Origin of the sequence: Bradyrhizobium genosp. P, from assembly GCF_049949265.1 — a bacterium.
Classification (GTDB): domain Bacteria; phylum Pseudomonadota; class Alphaproteobacteria; order Rhizobiales; family Xanthobacteraceae; genus Bradyrhizobium.
The window spans coordinates 9,073,275-9,093,034 of record NZ_CP188195.1 but is presented as its reverse complement, the minus strand read 5'-3'; the positions used below and the strand labels follow the sequence as shown (position 1 = coordinate 9,093,034).

General features: G+C 64.7%; 17 protein-coding genes and 1 other RNA gene. 8 read left to right on the top strand and 10 right to left on the bottom strand.

Annotated elements, in window-relative coordinates:
- Positions 1–14: 14 nt before the first annotated feature.
- Complete coding sequence (locus tag ACP2YO_RS43630) at positions 15–1,007, bottom strand: flagellar motor protein MotA (protein WP_426437318.1); 993 nt, start codon at positions 1,005–1,007, stop codon at positions 15–17.
- A gap of 534 nt (positions 1,008–1,541) precedes the next feature.
- Between ACP2YO_RS43630 and ACP2YO_RS43625 the strand changes: the two genes are divergently transcribed.
- The 3 genes from ACP2YO_RS43625 to ACP2YO_RS43615 all read left to right on the top strand — a co-directional run bounded on the left by ACP2YO_RS43625 (position 1,542) and on the right by ACP2YO_RS43615 (position 7,139).
- The gene (locus ACP2YO_RS43625) at positions 1,542–2,750 is read left to right on the top strand and encodes an efflux RND transporter periplasmic adaptor subunit (protein WP_426437317.1); all 1,209 of its coding nucleotides are present in this window, start codon (positions 1,542–1,544) and stop codon (positions 2,748–2,750) included.
- A gap of 6 nt (positions 2,751–2,756) precedes the next feature.
- Positions 2,757–5,918, top strand: coding sequence for a multidrug efflux RND transporter permease subunit (locus tag ACP2YO_RS43620; protein ID WP_426437316.1), 3,162 nt, complete (start codon positions 2,757–2,759; stop codon positions 5,916–5,918).
- Positions 5,919–6,005: 87 nt separating this feature from the next.
- Entirely contained in the window at positions 6,006–7,139 is a 1,134-nt protein-coding gene (locus ACP2YO_RS43615) for an AAA family ATPase (protein WP_426437315.1), read from the top strand.
- A gap of 14 nt (positions 7,140–7,153) precedes the next feature.
- Here ACP2YO_RS43615 and ACP2YO_RS43610 read toward each other — a convergent pair whose 3' ends face one another.
- From ACP2YO_RS43610 to tkt, 9 genes are all read right to left on the bottom strand, one after another.
- A complete protein-coding gene (locus ACP2YO_RS43610) occupies positions 7,154–7,948 on the bottom strand; it encodes an inositol monophosphatase family protein (protein WP_426443467.1) in 795 nt (264 codons plus the stop codon).
- 218 nt (positions 7,949–8,166) lie between these two features.
- Positions 8,167–9,243, bottom strand: coding sequence for a tetratricopeptide repeat protein (locus ACP2YO_RS43605; protein WP_426437314.1), 1,077 nt, complete (start codon positions 9,241–9,243; stop codon positions 8,167–8,169).
- A gap of 7 nt (positions 9,244–9,250) precedes the next feature.
- Positions 9,251–9,928 (bottom strand): thiamine phosphate synthase, encoded by a 678-nt coding sequence (locus ACP2YO_RS43600; protein ID WP_426437313.1) that lies wholly within the window; start codon positions 9,926–9,928, stop codon positions 9,251–9,253.
- Complete coding sequence (locus ACP2YO_RS43595) at positions 9,929–10,972, bottom strand: class I fructose-bisphosphate aldolase (RefSeq protein WP_426437312.1); 1,044 nt, start codon at positions 10,970–10,972, stop codon at positions 9,929–9,931. It lies immediately after the preceding gene.
- A 179-nt stretch (positions 10,973–11,151) separates the two neighbouring features.
- A complete protein-coding gene (gene fba, locus ACP2YO_RS43590; RefSeq protein WP_426437311.1) occupies positions 11,152–12,219 on the bottom strand; it encodes a class II fructose-bisphosphate aldolase in 1,068 nt (355 codons plus the stop codon).
- Between the two features lie 47 nt (positions 12,220–12,266).
- Positions 12,267–13,460, bottom strand: a complete 1,194-nt coding sequence (locus ACP2YO_RS43585) for a phosphoglycerate kinase (protein WP_426437310.1) — start codon at positions 13,458–13,460, stop codon at positions 12,267–12,269.
- Positions 13,461–13,474: 14 nt separating this feature from the next.
- On the bottom strand, positions 13,475–13,609 hold the full coding sequence (locus tag ACP2YO_RS43580) for a hypothetical protein (protein WP_426437309.1): 135 nt from the start codon (positions 13,607–13,609) through the stop codon (positions 13,475–13,477).
- A 10-nt stretch (positions 13,610–13,619) separates the two neighbouring features.
- Entirely contained in the window at positions 13,620–14,627 is a 1,008-nt protein-coding gene (gap, locus tag ACP2YO_RS43575) for a type I glyceraldehyde-3-phosphate dehydrogenase (protein ID WP_426437308.1), read from the bottom strand.
- Positions 14,628–14,791: 164 nt separating this feature from the next.
- Positions 14,792–16,774 (bottom strand): transketolase, encoded by a 1,983-nt coding sequence (gene tkt / locus ACP2YO_RS43570; RefSeq protein WP_426437307.1) that lies wholly within the window; start codon positions 16,772–16,774, stop codon positions 14,792–14,794.
- A 345-nt stretch (positions 16,775–17,119) separates the two neighbouring features.
- Between tkt and ACP2YO_RS43565 the strand changes: the two genes are divergently transcribed.
- The 5 genes from ACP2YO_RS43565 to ACP2YO_RS43545 all read left to right on the top strand — a co-directional run bounded on the left by ACP2YO_RS43565 (position 17,120) and on the right by ACP2YO_RS43545 (position 19,756).
- Positions 17,120–17,440, top strand: coding sequence for a DUF4164 domain-containing protein (locus ACP2YO_RS43565; protein ID WP_426437306.1), 321 nt, complete (start codon positions 17,120–17,122; stop codon positions 17,438–17,440).
- Positions 17,437–17,820, top strand: a complete 384-nt coding sequence (locus ACP2YO_RS43560; protein ID WP_426437305.1) for a cell division protein ZapA — start codon at positions 17,437–17,439, stop codon at positions 17,818–17,820. Before ACP2YO_RS43565 ends, ACP2YO_RS43560 begins: the two co-directional genes overlap by 4 nt.
- Before the next feature lie 162 nt (positions 17,821–17,982).
- Positions 17,983–18,144, top strand: a non-coding RNA gene (gene ssrS / locus ACP2YO_RS43555) — 6S RNA.
- Positions 18,145–18,350: 206 nt separating this feature from the next.
- Positions 18,351–18,929 (top strand): 5-formyltetrahydrofolate cyclo-ligase, encoded by a 579-nt coding sequence (locus ACP2YO_RS43550; protein ID WP_426437304.1) that lies wholly within the window; start codon positions 18,351–18,353, stop codon positions 18,927–18,929.
- A 2-nt stretch (positions 18,930–18,931) separates the two neighbouring features.
- Positions 18,932–19,756, top strand: coding sequence for a TIGR00282 family metallophosphoesterase (locus ACP2YO_RS43545; protein ID WP_426437303.1), 825 nt, complete (start codon positions 18,932–18,934; stop codon positions 19,754–19,756).
- Positions 19,757–19,760 lie beyond the last annotated feature (4 nt).

The following is a 19,760-nucleotide window of genomic DNA, read 5'->3' as shown; positions in this document are numbered from 1 at the left end:
CTGACCTCCGTGGCTCAGCTTTTTTCCGGCTGGCGGGCGAGGCGTTCGAGCAGGCGCTTGATCTCGCGGTTCTGCTCGCCCTGGCCGTCGGCCCATTCGCGGATCATCTGCTGCTCGGTGCGCATATGCGCGACCAGCCCCTGGATCGCCTCGGCAAGATTGGCCATCGCGGCGGTGGTGCTGCGGTTGCTGCCGCCGTCCTCGACTGCGGTGCGCAGCCGATCGATCGCGCCCTGCAGGTCGGCGCCACCGGTCCCGGCGCTTTCATCGCCGGAAATGCCGCGCACGGTGGTGGCGAGCCAGTCTTCGAGGTCGGTGTAGAAGCGGTTCTGGGCCTGGCTCGACTGCAGGTCGAGGAAGCCGAGGATCAGCGAGCCGGCGAGGCCGAACAGCGAGGACGAGAACGAGATACCCATGCCGCCGAGCGGGGCGGCAAGGCCTTCCTTCAGCGTGTCGAACAGCGCCCCGGCGTCGCCGCCGACCTTGAGCCCGTCGATCACCTTGCCGACCGAGCCGACCGTCTCGATCAGGCCCCAGAAGGTGCCGAGCAGGCCGAGGAAGACCAGCAGGCCGGTCATGTAGCGCGAAATGTCGCGGGCCTCATCCAGGCGGGTCGCGATCGAATCGAGCAAATGCCGCATGGTCTGCTGCGAGATGGTCATCCGGCCGGTTCGCTCGCCGCCGAGGATGGCGGCCATCGGGGCCAAGAGGGTCGGGCGGCGGTCGATCGCAAGGCCGGGGTCGGCGATGCGGAAATTGTTGACCCAGGAGACCTCCGGATAGAGCCGGATCACCTGCCGGAACGCCAGGATGGTCCCGATCAGAAGCACCAGGCCGATCAGGGCGTTCAGCCCGGGATTGGCGAAGAAAGCGGTGACGATCTGCTTGTAGAGCACGACGCCGACCAGGCCGCACAGCACCAGAAACACCAGCATCCGCACCAGGAAAATCCGGGGCGTGGACAGCTTGCTCAGTTCGATCTCCATGTCGGAGCGGGAAGGGGGCATTGCCGGGTCATCCGTTCGCGAAGGCCGCATCTATCAGCAATATGGCACAGCGGCGGAAGGAGGAAAGTAAGGAAAGCCGGATCGAGGGTACGAAAGAGGCACCTGGGGTTGAAACCACGCCGCGTCGCACCCGCTTCGCAAGGGCATCCCGGCTCGTCCCGCATCCTCATCCGTCGCGGAGATGGCGATCCGATCGCGGACCGCGGGGTGCCGGATGAGGGGAAATACCGTGCGCGGCAATTGGGCCGCATCGCCTTACAATATTGCGGCACGCTGCCTTCGCACGCACGCAAATGGCCCGTTCCCGTCCACGCATTCCTTAATGGAGCCTCGCAGCCTGCGATGGAACCCGCTCACAATCCGGTGAGCCGACGAAAGAGTCCGCGAAATCAGCGCGATGGGCTTATGTGACAATGGGCCGCCCGGCAAACGCATTGCGTCGCAGCAAGCAGATTTTATGTTCATCGCAGCAACGCAGGGGTGTCGATACGACGCCGCTGTTTGTTTGTTCACTTATCAGGGGCGGCTTTTTTCATGTCTGGACTTCGCGCGCAATCGGCATGCATTGCATTGATGCTGGCCGTGACGGCGCCACTGCTTGCTGGCTGCAACAAACCGAACTCCGCAACCGCCGCCGCACAAGCACCCGAGCCGGACGTCAGCGTCGTCACCGTGAAGCAGCAGGCGCGCGCGATGGTGCGCGAGCTGCCGGGGCGCATTGCGCCGACGCGTGTGTCCGAGGTGCGCCCGCGCGTCTCCGGCATCATTGTCCAGCGCATGTTCCACCAGGGCAGCGAGGTGAAGGCCGGCGATCCGCTTTACCAGATCGATCCGCGCCCATTTGAAGTCGAAGTGCAGTCGACCGACGCCGCGCTGTCGCGTGCCGAGGCCGTGCGCGAACAGGCCTCGCTGCAAGCCCGCCGTATCGCCACGTTGACCCTCCAGCGCACCGCGCCGGAAGCCGAGAACGAAAAGGCGATCGCGACGCTGAAGCAGGCCGAGGCGGACGTTCAGGGCCGCGAGGCCGACGTCGCGCGCGCAAAACTCAATCTCGATTACGCCACCATCCGTGCGCCGATCGACGGCATCGTCGGCGCGGCGCTGGCCAGCGAAGGTGCGCTCGTCGTGCAGAACGATACCGCGAGTCTCGCGACGATCCAGCAGCTCGATCCGATCTATGCCGACTTCCAGCAGTCGGTCACCGAGATGAACCAGCTCCGCCGCGCCTTCGAGAGCGGTGATCTCGACCGCATCTCGCCTGATGCGATGAAGGTCCGTCTCGTGCTCGATGACGGCTCGATCTATTCGGTGCCGGGCAAGCTGTTGTTCTCCGAGGCCAAGGTCGACGCCTATACCGGGCAGGTGACCTTGCGTGGCGAATTCCCGAATCCGAACCGGATCCTGCTGCCGGGCATGTATGTCCGCGTGCAGATCGAGCAGGGCATCGACACCGACGCGATCGCCGTGCCGCAGCAGGCGATCCAGCGCAATGGTGGCGGCGGCAGCGAGGTTTTCGTCGTCAAGGACGACAATCTCATCGCGGTGCAGCCGGTGCGCACCGGCTCGCTGCAGGGTGGCCACTGGTTCGTCTCCGAGGGCCTCAAGGCCGGCGACAAGGTCGTGGTCGAAGGCTTCCAGAAATTCGCCGCCGGCGACAAGGTGCGGCCGCAGGCCTGGAATCAGGCCGATGGATCGGCCGGGGCAGCGACGGACGCCCAGCAAACCGCGCACATCGGGCGGTGATCGCACATGGCTGGCTTTTTCATCGACAGGCCGATCTTCGCCTGGGTCGTCGCGCTGTTCATCTGTCTGGTCGGTGCGATCTCGATTCCGCTGCTCGCGGTCGCGCAATATCCGATTATCGCGCCGCCCTCGATCTCGATCTCGACCAGCTATCCCGGCGCGTCGCCGGAGAACCTCTATAACAGCGTGACGCGGCTGATCGAGGAGGAGCTCAACGGCGCGGCCAACATCCTGAACTTCGAATCGACCTCCGACTCGCTCGGCCAGGTCGAAATCATCGCCAACTTCAAGCCGGGCACCGACACCGGACAGGCTTCGGTGGAAGTGCAGAACCGCCTCAAACGCGTCGAGGCGCGTTTGCCGCGCGCTGTGATCCAGCAGGGCATCCTGGTCGAGGAAGCCTCCTCGGCGGTGCTGCAGATCATCACGCTGAATTCGACCGACGGCAGCCTCGACGAGGTCGGCCTCGGCGACTTCATGATCCGCAACGTGCTGGGCGAGGTTCGCCGCATTCCCGGCGTCGGCCGCGCCACGCTCTATTCGACCGAGCGCAGCCTGCGGATCTGGATCGATCCGGCGAAACTCGTCGGCTATGGCCTCTCGGCCGACGACGTCAACAAGGCGATCACGGCGCAGAACGCCCAGGTCGCCTCTGGTAGCATCGGCGCCGAACCGAGCACCGATACGCAGAAGATTTCCGCCCAGGTGCTGGTGAAGGGCCAGCTCGCCTCGCCTGACGAATTCGGCGCGATCATCCTGCGCGCCAATGCGGACGGTTCGACTGTGCGTCTGCGCGACGTCGCGCGGATCGAGGTCGGCGGGCTCAGCTACCAGTTCAACACGCGGCTCGACGGCAAGCCGACCGCGGGCCTTTCGGTGCTGCTGTCGCCGAAGGGCAATGCGCTGGCGACCGCAAGCGCGGTCGAGGCCAAGATGAAGGAGCTGTCGCGCTTCTTCCCGGCCAACATCAGCTACGAGATCCCCTACAACATCACACCCGTCGTGAAGGCATCGATCGAAAAGGTGCTGATGACGCTGGTCGAGGCGGTGGTGCTGGTGTTCATCGTTATGTTCCTGTTCCTGCAGAATATCCGCTACACCATCATCCCGACCATCGTGGTTCCGGTGGCGCTGCTCGGCACATGTGCCACGCTGATGATGGTAGGCTTCTCGATCAACATGCTGACCATGTTCGGCATGGTGCTGGCGGTCGGCATCCTGGTCGACGATGCCATCGTCGTGGTCGAGAACGTCGAGCGCATCATGGCCGAGGAGGGGCTGTCGCCGAAGGAGGCGACCAAGAAGGCGATGTCGCAGATCACGAGCGCCATCATCGGTATCACGCTGGTGCTGATGGCCGTGTTCGTGCCGATGGCGTTCTTCCCCGGCTCGGTCGGCATCATCTACCGCCAGTTCTCGGTCACCATGGTGGCGGCGATCGCGTTCTCCGCGCTGCTTGCACTGTCGCTGACGCCGGCGCTGTGCGCGACGCTGCTCAAGCCGGTGCAGAAGGGCCACGGCCACGCGCGCAAGGGCGTGTTCGGCTGGTTCAATCGCGTGCTCGACACCAGCCGCGCCGGCTATACGCTGATCGTGCAGGGCTCGCTGAAGCGCACCGGACGGCTGATGCTGATCTATGCCGTGCTGCTCCTCGGCGTCGGTTGGGGCTTCGTGCGGTTGCCCGGCGGCTTCCTGCCCGTCGACGACCAGGGCTTCATCACCACCGACGTGCAGACGCCGTCGGAGTCCTCGTATGCGCGCACGGAAGCGGCGGTCGAGAAGGTCGAAAAATATCTGAAGGAGCGCGACGGCATCGAAAACGTGACCTTCCTCACCGGCTTCAGCTTCCTCGGCCAGGGCATGAACACCGCGCAGGCGTTCATCACGCTGAAGGACTGGTCGGAGCGCGGTCCGCAGGATTCGGCCGCTGCCATCGTCGCCGACATCAACCGCGAGCTGTCGTCGATCCGCGACGCGAAGATCTCGGCGTTGCAGCCGCCGCCGATCGACAACCTCGGCAATTCGTCGGGCTTCTCATTCCGCCTGCAGGACCGCGGCCAGAAGGGCTATGCGGCGCTGATCGCGGCGTCCGACCGCCTGATCACGGACGCCAATGCGAGCCCGGTGCTGCAGAAGGTTTATGTCGAAGGCCTGCCGCCGGCACCGCAGGTCAATCTGATGATCGACCGCGAGAAGGCGGGTGCGTTCGGCGTCACCTTCGAGGACATCAACAACACGATCTCGACCAGTCTCGGCTCGAACTACCTCAACGACTTCCCGAACCGCGGCCGCATGCAGCGCGTCATCGTACAGGCTGACAAGACCAGCCGCATGAACGCGGATGACATCCTCAATTACAACGTCAAGAACAGCCGCGGGCAATTGGTGCCGTTCTCGGCATTCGCGACCATCGAGTGGTCGAAGGGCCCGACGCAGATCGCGGGCTTCAACTATTATCCAGCGGTGCGCATCTCCGGCGAGGCCAAGCCCGGCTTCACTTCGGGCGATGCGATCGCGGAGATGGAGCGGCTTGCCGACAAGCTGCCGCGCGGCTTCGGCTATGAATGGACGGGACAGTCGCTGCAGGAGAAGCTGTCGGGCTCGCAGGCGCCGTTCCTGCTGGCGCTGTCGGTCTTCGTGGTGTTCCTGTTGCTCGCCGCGCTCTACGAGAGCTGGACCATTCCGCTCGCGGTGCTGTTGACGATTCCGCTCGGCATTCTGGGCGCGGTGGTGGCGGCAACGATGCGCGGCCTGTCCAACGACGTCTATTTCACCGTCGGCCTGATCACCATCATCGGTCTCGCCGCCAAGGACGCCATCCTGATCATCGAATTCGCCAAGGATCTGCGCGCGCAGGGCAAGCCGCTGGTCGAGGCAACGGTGGAGGCGTGCAGCTTGCGCTTTCGCCCGATCCTGATGACGGGTTTGGCCTTCGTCTGCGGCGTGCTGCCGATGGCGATCGCGACCGGCGCCGGCGGCGCCAGCCAGCAGGCACTCGGCACATCCGTGATGGGCGGCATGATCGCCGTCGTCATCCTGGCGCTGCTGCTGGTCCCGGTGTTCTTCGTCAGCGTGCAGCGCGTGCTGGGCGGGGATCGGGAGAAGGCGACGGAGGAGAACGTAGAGGCATATGGTCCGCCGGCGCCGGCGACCGGCTTGCCTTCTTGAGATTGCCAATCCAGACTGCATCTCTGGATTGAGCGAACCTCCATTGGCGCGGCCACGGGAGTATGAGCCGCTGATTGAGGGCACTGGATGCGTCCAACCGACATTGCGATCTCGAATTATCGCTCGATTCGGCGGCTCTTCATGCCAATTCAACCCTTGTCCGTATTCGTTGGCGAAAACGGTGTCGGTAAATCCAATCTCTACAAGTCGTTGTCGCTGTTGCGCGACGCGGCGACAGGCCGCATCACGCGCACGATCGCCGACGAGGGCGGATTGAACTCCGTCTCCTGGTCCGGCATTCGCAAACGCGGCGAGGATGGACGACTGCGATTGGCCGCCAGATTCGACCACATCACATATTCCATCGAGCTCGGATTTCCCGGCCCGCTCGAGGCCGCATTTTCCAGCGAACCGATGATCAAGTCGGAAAGCATCGAGGCGACCCACGGCAAGCGAAAAGTTCTGCTGATGGAGCGGACGAACTCACTCGTCAGCGTCCGCGGCGAAAGCGGCGCCTGGAGCGGCCACAAGGATGCGGTGCTGCCGTCGGAAACCGCGCTTGCCGGGTTTTCGGATGGCAAGGAATGCCCCGAAATCGACCTGATCAGAAACGCAATGCTTGGCTGGCGATTCTATCATGACTTCCGGACCGATCCGGCGTCGCCGATACGAAAGCCTTGTCTCGCCATCACGACACCCTCGCTGAGCGCCGATGGCCACGATCTGGCTGCCGCTTTGGCAACACTCTCGATCATCAGGCAAGAAACCACTGATCTGCAGGATGCGATCGAGGACGCATTCCCGGGCGCCGAACTCCGGGCATGGGAAGAAAATGGGCGGTGTGAATTTGAGTTACAGCTTGAGGATATGCCGCGTCCGTTCAAGGCCCACGAATTGTCCGATGGGACGCTGAAATATATCTGTCTGCTTGCCGTGTTCATGGGCTATCGGCTGCCGCCGTTCATCGCGCTGAACGAACCGGAGACCAGTCTGCATCCATCGCTGTTGGCGCCGTTGGCCCGCCTGATCGCCAGGGCATCACGCCGTTCCGGCATCTGGATTGTCACCCATTCCGAACCTCTGATGGAGGCGCTGCGCAGCGAGAGCTCGGTCCCGCTTCGCCGGGTGATCAAGGCGAAGGGTGCCACGACCATCGAGGGCCTGACCCTCGGCGGTGAATTTCGCGACGAGGAAGAGGAAGACGATGATGATGAGGCTTAGATAGAGCAGTCGCGTTACTGCCCGAGCGGCTTCAGCACCTTGATCAGCTCGCCGTGCACGAACTCGTTGCCGCAGACCACGTGGCCAGTCTGCAGCGGGTCGTCGCTGCCCTGGATGCCGGAGACGGTGCCGCCGGCTTCGCGCACCATGATCTGACCGGCCGCGATGTCCCAGGGCTGCAGATTGCGCTCCCAATAGCCGTCGAGGCGGCCGGCTGCGACGAAGGCGAGGTCGAGCGAGGCGGCGCCGAAGCGGCGGAAGCCGGCGACCTTGGTCTGCAGCGCGGCCATCTCCTGCTGCGCCAGCGCGTGGTTGCCGCGGCCGATATGCGGCAGGCCGCAGGCGATCACGCATTCGTCGAGCCTGCGGCGGCCGGCGACGCGCAACCGCTGGTCGTTGAGGAAGGCGCCCTTGCCGCGTTCGGCGATGTAGAGCTCGTCATTGGCGGGATTGTAGATCACGCCTGCGATGATCGTGTCTTCGCGCTGAAGCCCGATGGAGATCGCGAATTGCGGGATACCGTGCAGGAAGTTGGTGGTGCCGTCGAGCGGATCGACGATCCAGGTGTGGCTCTTGTCGCTGCCCTCGCGCTTGCCGCCTTCCTCACCGAGGAACCCGTAGCCTGGGCGGGCCTTGTCGAGGTCGGTCAAGAGCATTTCCTCGGCGCGCTTGTCGGCGAGCGAGACGAAATTCGCCGGCCCCTTCAGCGACACCTGGAGATGCTCGATCTCGCCGAGATCGCGCTTGAGGCTGCGGCCGGCGCGCCGCGCGGCCTTGACCATGACATTGATGAGGGCGGAATAGAGCATGATGGTGGTTTCTTCGGTGCGATTGTGCCGGGTGACGGATTCAAAGGTAGTCCCGTCATCCTGAGGAGCGGGAACGCGCGTCTCGAAGGATCGGCGGCCACCGGCCGGGCCGTGCATCCTTCGAGGCTCGCTCTGCTCGCACCTCAGGATGACGGTGGCGGCTGCGGAGCCGGGAGGTTGCCGATTGGGTGCCCTCTGTAGCCGCCGCCGTCAAGGCGTCATTTGACGTTGTTTCCGATCCATTTCCGGGCAGCGTCCTCGCCCTTGGCGCGGTCTCCGGGGGTCATGTCGGCGAGCATCTCGTCGAGCGCGGGGTCGCCTTTGCCGGCGGTCTTGGCCACCGTGTGCCATTTCAGTGCCTCGACCTTGTCCATCGGTGCGCCCTCGCCGGTTGCCAGCACGAAGGCCAGCCGGTTCTGCGCGATCGCGCTGTTCTGCCGGGCGGCCTTCCGCAGCAGTGCCACTGCCGCCGGCTGGTTGCGCGGCGTACCGGTGCCGTTGAACAGCGCGATGGCATATTCGACCTCGGCGTCGACATTGTCGGCGAGCGAGGCGGCTTGCAACAGCCTCACCGACTTCTCGAGGTCCTTTGGCACGCCGGTGCCTTCCTTGTAGAACGTCGCGAGCGCGTATTGTGCCTCGGGGTTGCCGGCGTCCGCGGCCATGCGCAGCAGTTCGGCGGAGCGGTTGACGTCCTGCGGCAGGGTCTGGCCGTCGAGATAGAGCAGCGCGAGATTGTAGGCCGCCTTGGGCTCGCCGAGCTTGGCCGCCGAGGCCAGCAGGTTGACCGCGCCGTCCTTGTCCACTGTACCGCCGCGGCCGGCGATCTTCATCATGGCGAGCGCGAACATCGCCTCGCGATCGCCGCCGTCGGTGGCTTTCCGGTACCACTCGTCGGCCTTGGCGTAGTCGCGCTTGACGCCAAGGCCGTTGGCGTAGAGTTCGCCCAGCATCGTCATCGATTTGGGATCGCCGTTGTACTGGGCGCGCGCGGTCGCGAGGTCGAATGCGGTCTTGTACAAACCGCGCTGATAGGCGCCGTAGACCAGATCGACGTTGGGATCGTCGAAGGCCTGTTTCAGCGACGGCAAGGCGGTCGGCGTTGGCGTTGGCGTCGCTGCGGGCTTGGGCGTTGGCTTCTTGGCTACCGGCGAATGGACCTTCGGCTTCTCCTTCGGGGCCTCCTTCTTGGCGGGCGGTGTCTGGGAGGGCGGCGTGATCGAAAGCTGAGCCATCGCGCCGCTCGCAAGCATCGTGCAGCCGAGCGCAACACCTATCGGACGTAGGCGCTTCATTCCGGCGTCATCCCTCGGCCCCGGCCTTTCCGAACGTTCTGGCGTGGGCTTGCGCAACCGCCTCGCCAATCTCGATCAGCGCCGCTTTCGCGCCGCGCGGATCGGTCCAGATGAAGTCTCCGACCAGGACGAAATCCGCGCCGGCGGCGGCGAATTCCTCGGCCTCCTCGCGCGAGACGGCGAAGCCGACACAGGGCGGCTCGAACAATTCGTCCCACCATCCGAGCCGCTCGGCGATCGCCTCTATCGACGGGCGCTGCCCTGCGGGATCGGGTTCACCGAACAGCACATAGTCGGCACCGGCCTCGCCAGCGGCCATCGAATCGTGGCGCGTCGCGAGCCCGCCGACACCGACGATGCGGTCCGGCTTCAGCGACGGCATCGCGTCTTCCATCGCAGCGATGCCGGTGAGATGCGCGCCGTCGGCGCCGGCGCGAGCCACCATTTCGGGGTAGCCGTCGATCAATACCGCCGCGCCCGCAGTCTGGATTGCCGGCGCCAGCGCCTTGACCCGCGAGATCATGGTGCGCTGGTCGGTCTCGCGCAGCCGCACCAGCACCGCGGCGACATCGGCCGCGGCCAGCAGGCCAGGAAGATCGGCAGCAAGCTGCGCGGGCTCGTCGACCTCAGGCGTCGCGAGATAGAGGCGCGGGGCCGGCCGCGGCGGGACGGGTTTGGTGGCCAACTATGCCGCCTGCTTTTCAAGGCCAGCGTCCCAATTGCCGGTGCTCGCCAGGCCGTTCATCCTGGCGCGATGCGAGAAGGCGCGCTGGCCCGCGGCGACATTGTCGGCCTTGCCGGACCATGCCTTCTGCGGCGCCGCCTGCAGCGCGCGGCCGTAGGAGAAGGTCAGCGGCCAGGGCAAATTGCCGATCTTGTTCATGGCGTCGAGATGGGCGGTCGCTTCCTCGTCGTCCTGGCCGCCGGAGAGGAAGGCGATGCCCGGCACAGCAGCCGGCACGCAGCTCTTGAGCAGGCGGACGGTCTTCTCGGCGACCTCCTGAACCGAGGCTTGCTTCGCGCACTTCTTGCCCGAGATCGCCATGTTCGGTTTCAGGATCATGCCTTCCAGCGCGACACGCTGCACCCGCAATTCCTGGAAGGTGCGGTTCAGCACGCGCTGCGTCACTTCGTAGCAGCGGTCGATGTCGTGATCGCCGTCCATCAGCACCTCCGGCTCGACGATCGGCACGATCTGCGCGGCCTGGCACAGCGCCGCGTAGCGCGCCAGCGCGTGCGCGTTGACGCGGATCGCGGTCATGGTCGGGATGCTGCGGCTGCCGCCCGTGCCGCTGCCGATATCGATCACGGCACGCCATTTCGCGAAGCGCGCACCGCGCTCGTAATATTTCGCCAGCCGTTCGGCGAGCTTGTCGAGGCCGACGGTGACGAGTTCGCCCGGGCAGTTCGGCAAGGCCTGCGTGCCTTCGTCGACCTTGATGCCGGGAATGGCGCCGGCCTGCTCGATCAGCTTGACCAGCGGCGTGCCGTCCTTGGCATTCTGCCAGATCGTCTCGTCGTAAAGGATGACGCCGGAGATGTATTTGCTCATCGCCTCGTGCGAGCGGAACAGCATCTCGCGATAGTCGCGGCGGCTGTCTTCGGTCGATTCGACCTTGATGGCGTCAAAACGCTTCTTGATGGTGCCCGAGGATTCGTCGGCGGCGAGCAGGCCCTTGCCCGGGGTCACCATGGCAAGCGCTACATTGTTGAGGTCAGCGAGATTCATCGAGGCGTCCTCCAGAGCGAATTGCCTTTGCGAGCCAAAATAGGCGGTTATCGGGCGATTGCCTAGAAAACGTTCGTCGGCGGCCGTTTGTTGCAGCTGCGGCAGGCCGCCGATCGGAACACCGCCTCCGACTGTGTCAGAACCGGTGTCCCGTCGTTGATGTTGTCAGGCGATATGGTTCAGGCAACCTTGGGATCGAGTTCGCCCTTGGCGTAGCGCTTGGCCATCTCGGCCGTGGTCAGGACCTTCTTGATCTTGCTGGCCTGGCCTGCGGTGTTGAACTCCTGCAGGCGCTGCTTGCACAGCTTGGTCATCGCTTCCATCGCCGGCTTCAGGTATTTGCGCGGATCGAACTCTTCCGGATTTTCGTGCAGGACCTTGCGGATCTGGCCGGTCATCGCCATCCGGTTGTCGGTATCGATATTGATCTTGCGCACGCCGTTCTTGATGCCGCGCTGGATCTCGGTAACAGGCACGCCCCAGGTCGCTTTCATCTTGCCGCCATTGGCGTTGATGATCTCCTGCAAATCCTGCGGCACCGACGAGGAGCCGTGCATCACCAGATGCGTGTTCGGCAGCTTGCGGTGGATCTCCTCGATCACCTTCATGGCGAGGATGTCGCCGTCGGGCTTGCGGGTGAACTTGTAGGCGCCGTGTGAAGTGCCCATCGCGATCGCCAGTGCGTCGACCCTGGTTTCCTTGACGAACTTCACGGCTTCGTCGGGATTGGTGAGAAGCTGGTCATGCGACAGCTTGCCCTCGGCGCCGTGGCCGTCTTCCTTGTCGCCCATGCCCGTCTCGAGCGAGCCGAGCACGCCGAGTTCGCCTTCGACCGAGATGCCGCCGAGATGGGCCATGCCGGTCACGGTCCTGGTGACGCCGACATTGTAGTCCCAGTCGCCCGGGGTCTTGCCGTCGGCCTTCAGCGAGCCGTCCATCATCACCGAGGTGAAGCCGGCCTGAATCGCGGTCATGCAGGTGGCGGGCTCGTTGCCGTGGTCGAGATGCACACAAACCGGAATCTGCGGATAGATCTCGGTGACGGCGTCCATCATGTGCTTGAGCATGACGTCGTTGGCATACGAGCGCGCGCCGCGCGAGGCCTGGATGATGACGGGGGCATCGACCTCGGAGGCTGCCGCCATAATCGACAACGCCTGCTCCATATTGTTGATGTTGAACGCCGGTACGCCGTAGTCGTGCTCGGCTGCGTGGTCGAGCAATTGCCGCAACGTAATGCGTGCCATTCAGTTTCTCCCTGCATTTACAGCGCTTTCGCGCGTGAACCCGTGAATCAGCCCTTCTTCAGAACTTCGACGCCCGGCAGCGGCTTGCCTTCCATCCATTCAAGAAACGCGCCGCCCGCGGTCGAGACGTAGGAAAAATCTCCGGCGACGCCCGCCTGGTTGAGCGCCGCCACGGTGTCGCCGCCACCGGCGACCGAGATCAGCTTCTTGGCTTTGGTGCGTTCGGCGGCATGCTTGGCCGACACCACCGTGCCGCGGTCGAACGGTGTCAGCTCGAAGGCACCGAGCGGGCCGTTCCAGACCAGGGTCGCCGCATCGTCGATCGCAGCATGGATGCGCGCGATCGATTGCGGGCCGACGTCGAGGATCATGCCGTCGGCGGGGATCGCGTCGAGGCCGTAGGCATGCGACGGCGCGTTGGCCGCGAACTGGCTGGCGACGACGGCGTCGACCGGCAGGATGATGGCGCAGTTGGCGGCGTTGGCCTTCACCATGATGCGCAGCGCGGTCGCGGCAAGATCCTTTTCGGCGAGCGACTTACCGATGCCGACGCCCTGCGCGTGCAGGAAGGTGTTGGCCATGCCGCCGCCGATCACCAGCGCGTCTACCTTGCCCACCAGGTTTTCCAGCAGGTCGATCTTGGTCGACACCTTGGCGCCGCCGATGATCGCGATCACGGGCTTGGTCGGCGCATCCAGCGCCTTGCCAAGCGCGTCGAGTTCGGCCTGCATGGTGCGGCCGGCATAGGCCGGAAGCTTGTGGCCGAGGCCTTCGGTCGAGGCGTGCGCGCGATGTGCGGCCGAGAAGGCGTCGTTGACCCAGATGTCGCCGAGCTTGGCGAGCTCCGCGACGAAGCCGGAATCGTTCTTCTCTTCCTCCTTGTGGAAGCGCGTGTTCTCCAGGCAGAGGATATCGCCGTCTTTCATGGCGCCGACGGCCTTGGCCGCCACCCCGCCGATGCAGTCGTCGGCGAAGGCGACGGGACGCTTGATGACCTTCGACAGTTCTTCGGCGACGGGCTTGAGCGAGTCCTTGGGATCGCGTCCCTTGGGCCGGCCGAAATGGGCGAGCAGGATCACCTTGCCGCCCTTGTCGGAGATTTCGGTGATGGTGGGAGCGACGCGCTCGAGCCGCGTGGCGTCGGTGACGCGGCCATTGTCCATGGGGACGTTGAGGTCCACGCGCAGCAGCACGCGCTTGCCCTTCACATCGACGTCGTCGAGGGTGCGGAATTTGTTCATGCGATGACCACAGGTCAGGAGGGAAAATCGCGCTCTGGCGGATTCCCTTCCTGCCTGGTCGTCACCTTCGTGCCCTGGCGGAAGCCGTACACGATGAACGCGATCAACAGAACCGCGCCGGGAATGCCGATCCAGGCCGGAAGGGTCATTCAGTGTGCCTTACAGCAGCTTTCCGATTGCGACCGCGGTGTCGGCCATGCGATTGGAGAAGCCCCACTCATTGTCGTACCACGACATCACGCGCACGAAATTGCCGTTCTGCACCTTGGTCTGGTCCATGTGGAAGGTCGACGAGTGCGGATCGTGGTTGAAGTCGATCGAGACGTTCGGCGCGGTGGTGTAGCCGAGGACGCCTTTGAGCTCTTGCTCGGAGGCCCGCTTCATCGCCTCGTTGATTTCCTTCACATCGGTGTTGCGCTTGGCGACGATCTTGAGGTCGATCACCGAGACGTTCGGGACCGGTACGCGGACCGAGACGCCGTCGAGCTTGCCCTTCAGTTCCGGCAGCACCAGGCCGATCGCCTTTGCAGCCCCCGTCGAGGTCGGGATCATCGACATCGCCGCCGCGCGGCCGCGATAGAGATCCTTGTGCAGGGTGTCCAAGGTCGGCTGGTCGCCGGTATAGGCGTGGATCGTGGTCATGAAGCCGGTCTCGATGCCGACGGTGTCGTTCAGCACCTTGGCGACCGGCGCCAGGCAGTTGGTGGTGCAGGACCCATTCGAGATCACCAGATGGTCCCTGGTCAGCGTGTCGTGGTTGACGCCGTAGACGATCGTCGCATCCGCGCCATCGGCCGGAGCCGAGACCAGCACGCGCTTGGCGCCGGCGGTGAGGTGGGCGGAGGCCTTGTCCTTGGCGGTGAAGATGCCGGTGCATTCCAGCGCGACGTCGACGCCGAGCTCTTTCCAGGGCAGCTTGGTCGGATCGCGTTCGGCCGAGACCTTGATCTTGCCGTTGCCGACGCTGATCGAGTCGCCGTCGACGGTCACCGTGCCGGGGAAGCGGCCGTGCACGGAGTCGAAGCGCAGCAGGTGCGCATTGGTCTCGACCGGGCCGAGGTCATTGATGCCGACCACCTCGATGTCCTTGCGGCCGGACTCGGCGATGGCACGCAACACATTGCGGCCGATGCGGCCAAACCCGTTGATCGCGACGCGGATTGCCATGCTCGTCTCTCCTCTAAAAGCTGCTGCCCGCCGCGCGGGAGGTGTCCCACGAAGGTGTTACGGCGGAACGTCCGGTTCGGCCGGGCGCGTACGGAAAAGATGGAGCTTTGGTAATCCTTTTTCGCGGCAAGCTCAACCTTCGGCGGGCGGGTGTCAGGCCAGCGTCAGACGCGCTTCAGCGCAGCGTTAACGACGGCCTCAGCAGTAATGCCGAAGTGCTTGTAAAGGTCCTTCGCCGGGCCGCTGGCACCGAAACCGTGCATGCCTATGAATTCACCATCGCGGCCGATCACCGCATCCCAGCCCCAGCGCACCGCAGCCTCGATCGCGATCTTGACCGGAGCATTGCCGATGATGGCGTTTTGCCGTTCGGCGGGCTGTGCCAGCAGCAATTCCAGCGACGGCACCGATACCACCCGCGTCGCAATGCCACGCTCGGCGAGCTGCTTCTGCGCGGCAACCGCGATCTCGACCTCGGAACCCGACGCGAACAATGACACTTTTGCGTCACCCTGCGCCGGCACCAGTTCGTAGGCACCGTGGCTGCACGGGATGTCGTTCGGTGCCGTGGTGCGGAGCTGCGGCAGGTTCTGGCGGGTCAGCGCCAGCACTGTCGGACCATCAATGCGGTTTAGCGCGAGCTCCCAGCACTCGGCGGTTTCGACGGCGTCGCAGGGGCGGAACACGCGCATGTTGGGAATCGCACGCAGTGCGGAAAGATGTTCGACCGGCTGATGCGTCGGGCCGTCCTCGCCGAGGCCGATCGAATCATGGGTCATGACATAAACGACACCGGTGCCCATCAGCGCCGACAGCCGCATCGCGCCGCGCGCATAGTCGGTGAACACCAGAAAGGTCGCGCCGTTCGGCGCGAAACCGCCGTGCAGGAAGATGCCGTTGAGGCACGCTGCCATGCCGTGTTCGCGGATGCCGTAATGGATAAAGCGGCCCTTCGGCGTCTTGGCGGCAAAATCCTCTGCCGACTTCGCCTTGTTGTTGTTGGAGCCGGTGAGGTCGGCGGACCCGGCCACGAATTCCATCGGCATCGCGGCGGCGATCACCTCGATCGCGGCTTCCGACGATTTGCGGGTCGCGATGTTGAGCGGCTTTTCCAGCAGCGACTTCTTGTGGGCGCGCAGCGCTTTCGCAAGCGCCTGCGGACGCTCGTGGCGGAGGCGGCGCTCGAATTCGGCACGCTTGCGGGTGCCGAGCTGGGCGAACTGCTCGTCCCATTCCTTGTGTGCGGCAGCGCCGCGGCTGCCGGCCTCGCGCCATGCCTTCAGCACGTCGTCCGGCACCGAGAACGGCTCGAGCGAGATGCCGAGCTTTTCCTTAGCGCCCTTCAACTCCTCGGCGCCGAGCGCCTCGCCATGGGCTTTGTTGGTGCCGGCCTTGTGCGGGGCGCCGTAGCCGATCGTGGTCTTGCAGGCGATCATCGTCGGCTTGCTGGACTTCTGTGCGCGGGTGATCGCGGCCGCGATCGCCTGCTGGTCCTGGCCGTCGATCAGTTCGGAGGCCCAGCCGGCCGACTTGAAGCGCTTCACCTGGTCGACCGAGTCGGAGATCGAGGTCGGGCCGTCGATCGAGATGCCGTTGTCGTCGTACAGCACGATCATCTTGTTCAGGCGCCAGTGGCCGGCCAGCGCGATCGCTTCCTGCGAGATGCCTTCCATCAGGTCGCCGTCGGAGGCGATCACATAGGTGTGGTGGTTGACGATCTTCTTGCCGAATTCGGCGGCGAGCATCTTCTCGGCCAGCGCCATGCCGACCGCGGTCGCGATGCCCTGGCCGAGCGGGCCGGTGGTGGTCTCGATGCCCTTGGTGTGGAAATTCTCGGGGTGTCCCGGGGTCAGCGAACCGAGCTGACGGAAATGCTTGAGCTGGTCGAGCGTCATCTCCTTGTTGCCGGTGAGGTACAGCAACGCATAGAGCAGCATCGAGCCGTGGCCGGCCGACAGGACGAAGCGGTCGCGATCCGGCCAGGCCGGATCGGCCGCGTCGAATTTCAGGAATTGCGTGAACAACACCGTCGCCATGTCGGCGGCGCCCATCGGCAGACCTGGATGGCCGGAGTTCGCCTTCTCGACGGCGTCCATGGCAAGGCCACGGATCGCATTGGCCATACGGGTATGATCGACCTGCGTCATGATGAAATTCCGCCTGAAATGAGGAGCTAGCTTGCGAGATGCGTCGGGGCGGGCAGCCGCGACACGCGCGTGATGGCCTTACGGGGTTGAGGGTGGATTAGCACCTCAATTCCCGAAGTCCAAGGCGATCAAACGCCCCAAAACGGGGAAAAGTTGCTCCGAATCGCCCATTTTGATTGATCGGTGCATAGTTCTGCGCTGGCGTTGCGCTGGGCTCGCTTGCCACGTAAATTTCGTCTCCTAAACGCTTGCCGAAACGCCAGTTTTGCCGTGCAGCAGGCTAGCCCAGGCAGGCTTATATGCAGGCTTGCATCAGGCTTATATCAAGGGTCCGCGCCGCGTCTCATGAGTGATCGTCCCGCCAACGGGTCTGGCAATACCGAGGCACCTCTTGCCGACATCGATGCTGCAACCAAGCGGCTGATGTCGGCACTCGATGCGCTGGAGAGCTCGGTGGAGCGGCGCCGCGAAGCCGACCGCGACGAGAACGAACTGGCGAGCCGGATCCAGGCGCTCGGGGCCGACCGCTCAAGGCTTGCCGACGAGCTCGACGGGTCGCTGGTGAAGACGCGCAGGCTCGAACGCACCAATCGCGAGATCGCGGAAAAACTCGACACGGCGATCGGCACCATCCGCGCCGTGCTCGAGGGTGGAGACAGCAAATGAGCCACATCAACGTCACCATCAACGGCCGGCAATACCGGATGGCCTGCGAGGAGGGCCAGGAGGTGCGGTTGCTCAAGCTCGCGGAGAATCTGGAATCCCGCGTGGAATCCCTGCGCGGCAAGTTCGGCGAGATCGGCGACGCCAGGCTGACCGTGATGGCCGCGCTCACCGCCTGCGACGAACTGCTCGACGCCGGGGCACGCATCCGCACCCTCGAGGAAGAGGTCGAGCAGCTACGCAACGCGCGCGTCGCGGCCACCGACCGCGCCCGCGCGACTCAGACGGCGGTCTCCAACGCACTCAATGCCGCCGCCGAGCGGATCGAACGCACCACGCAAGTGCTCAACCGCACGGTCGGCGGCGGGATCGCGATCGGGTAGTCGACCCCGAACTCGTCATTGCGAGCGGAGCGAAGCAATCCATCCCTCGGCGCGGTGGCATGGATTGCTTCGCTCCGCTCGCAATGACGGAAGACGGAGCTGGCCGGGATTGTAGGTTCTTCCCGCTGGCGGAACCGCGACTTCGTCGCTACATTGGTCCTCGCGAAGCTGCGTCGTGCGTCAGGAGCCATAATATCCCCGGGGCCTTATCGATCCTTTAGGGAACTGTCCCTGGCCGGGTCCGTGGACTCGGACATATGGTGCCCACCTACTTTCGTAGGGAACTCCGGGATCGAGCGCTCCAACGGCCTCTGTGGCTTCGCACTGAATTTCGTCTGTTTCCTTAGTCGTCGCGTTGTGGCGATTGAGGTGCAGTCGCGTATCCCGTCATCGGGTCTCGCCTTTGGTTCGTCCGATGCGGGATTCCTTGCGGGGTATCCAGTGCGGCGCGGCCTGTCAGTCAAGAATGCAAGCGTCTCTGGAATACCGGATCGTGCGCTCCTGGGGACGATGACAGCGGAAGATGGGTCATGCACGCATCTCCATCGAAGGCCGAGCTTCGGGCGCTGGCGCTCGCCAAGCGCGATGCGCTGAGCGACGAGCAGCGCGGCGCCGCCGCCGAGGCGCTGGCCAAGCGCGGCGCGCCGTTCGAGATCGCGCAGGGCATGATCGTCTCGGGCTATTCGCCGATCCGCAGCGAGATCGATCCGGCCCCGCTGATGCTGAAACTCGCAGCCAAAGGTGCGCGCCTCGCGCTGCCCTGCGTCAATGCGCGCGGCCAGTCGCTGACCTTCCGCGTCTGGTCGCCGCATGACCGGCTGATGCTCGGGCCGCTCGGCATCCCCGAGCCGTCGCCGGCCGCGGCCGAGGTGCAGCCGGACGTCATGCTGGTGCCGCTCGCGGCCTTCGACCGGCTCGGTCACCGCATCGGCTATGGCGCCGGCTATTACGACTATACCTTCGCGCATCTGCGCAAAGCCAAGCACGTGATCGGTGCCGGGCTTGCTTTCGCCGCACAGGAAACCAAAGTAATTCCGGCGCTGTCGCACGACGTCTCGCTGGATTATGTGCTAACGGAGCGTAAGACGTTCGATTTCCGGAGTGCCTAGCATTGCGTATTCTCTTCGTTGGTGACGTCGTCGGCAGGACCGGCCGCACCGCCATCACCGACCACCTCCCCGGCATGGTCAAGGACTGGTCGCTCGATCTCGTCATCGTCAATGGCGAGAACTCCGCCGGTGGCTTCGGCATCACCGAGGCGATCTACCAGGAACTGCTCGACGCCGGCGCCGATGCGATCACGCTCGGCAACCACGCCTGGAATCAGAAGGAGGCGCTGGTCTTCATCGAGCGCGCGCCGCGCCTGATCCGCCCGTTGAATTTTCCGCGCCATTCTCCCGGCCGTGGTTCGGCGCTGATCGATACCAAGAACGGCAAGCGCGCGCTCGTCATCAATGCGATCGGCCGCGTGTTCATGGAGCCGTCCTCCAACGATCCCTTCGCAGCGATCGAGCGCGAGCTCGAGGCTTGTCCCTTGCGCGAGGGCGCCGACGCCATCGTGCTGGATTTCCATGCCGAGGCCACCAGCGAGAAGCAGGGCATCGGCTTCTTCTGCGACGGCCGCGTCAGCCTTGTGGTCGGCACCCACACCCATGTGCCGACCGCCGATCATCAGGTCTTGCCTGCCGGTACCGCCTATATGAGCGATGCCGGGATGACCGGCGATTATGATTCGGTGATCGGCATGCAGAAGGAGGAGCCGCTGCAGCGCTTCCTCACCGGCATTCCGTCCGGCCGGTTCGAGCCGGCCGCGGGGCCTGCGACGCTGAGCGGCGTCGCGGTCGAGACCGACGACGCGACCGGTCTTGCCACAAAGATCGCACCGGTGCGGGCCGGCGGCCGGCTCGAGCCCGCGGTGCCAAGTTTCTGGGTGTGAGAAT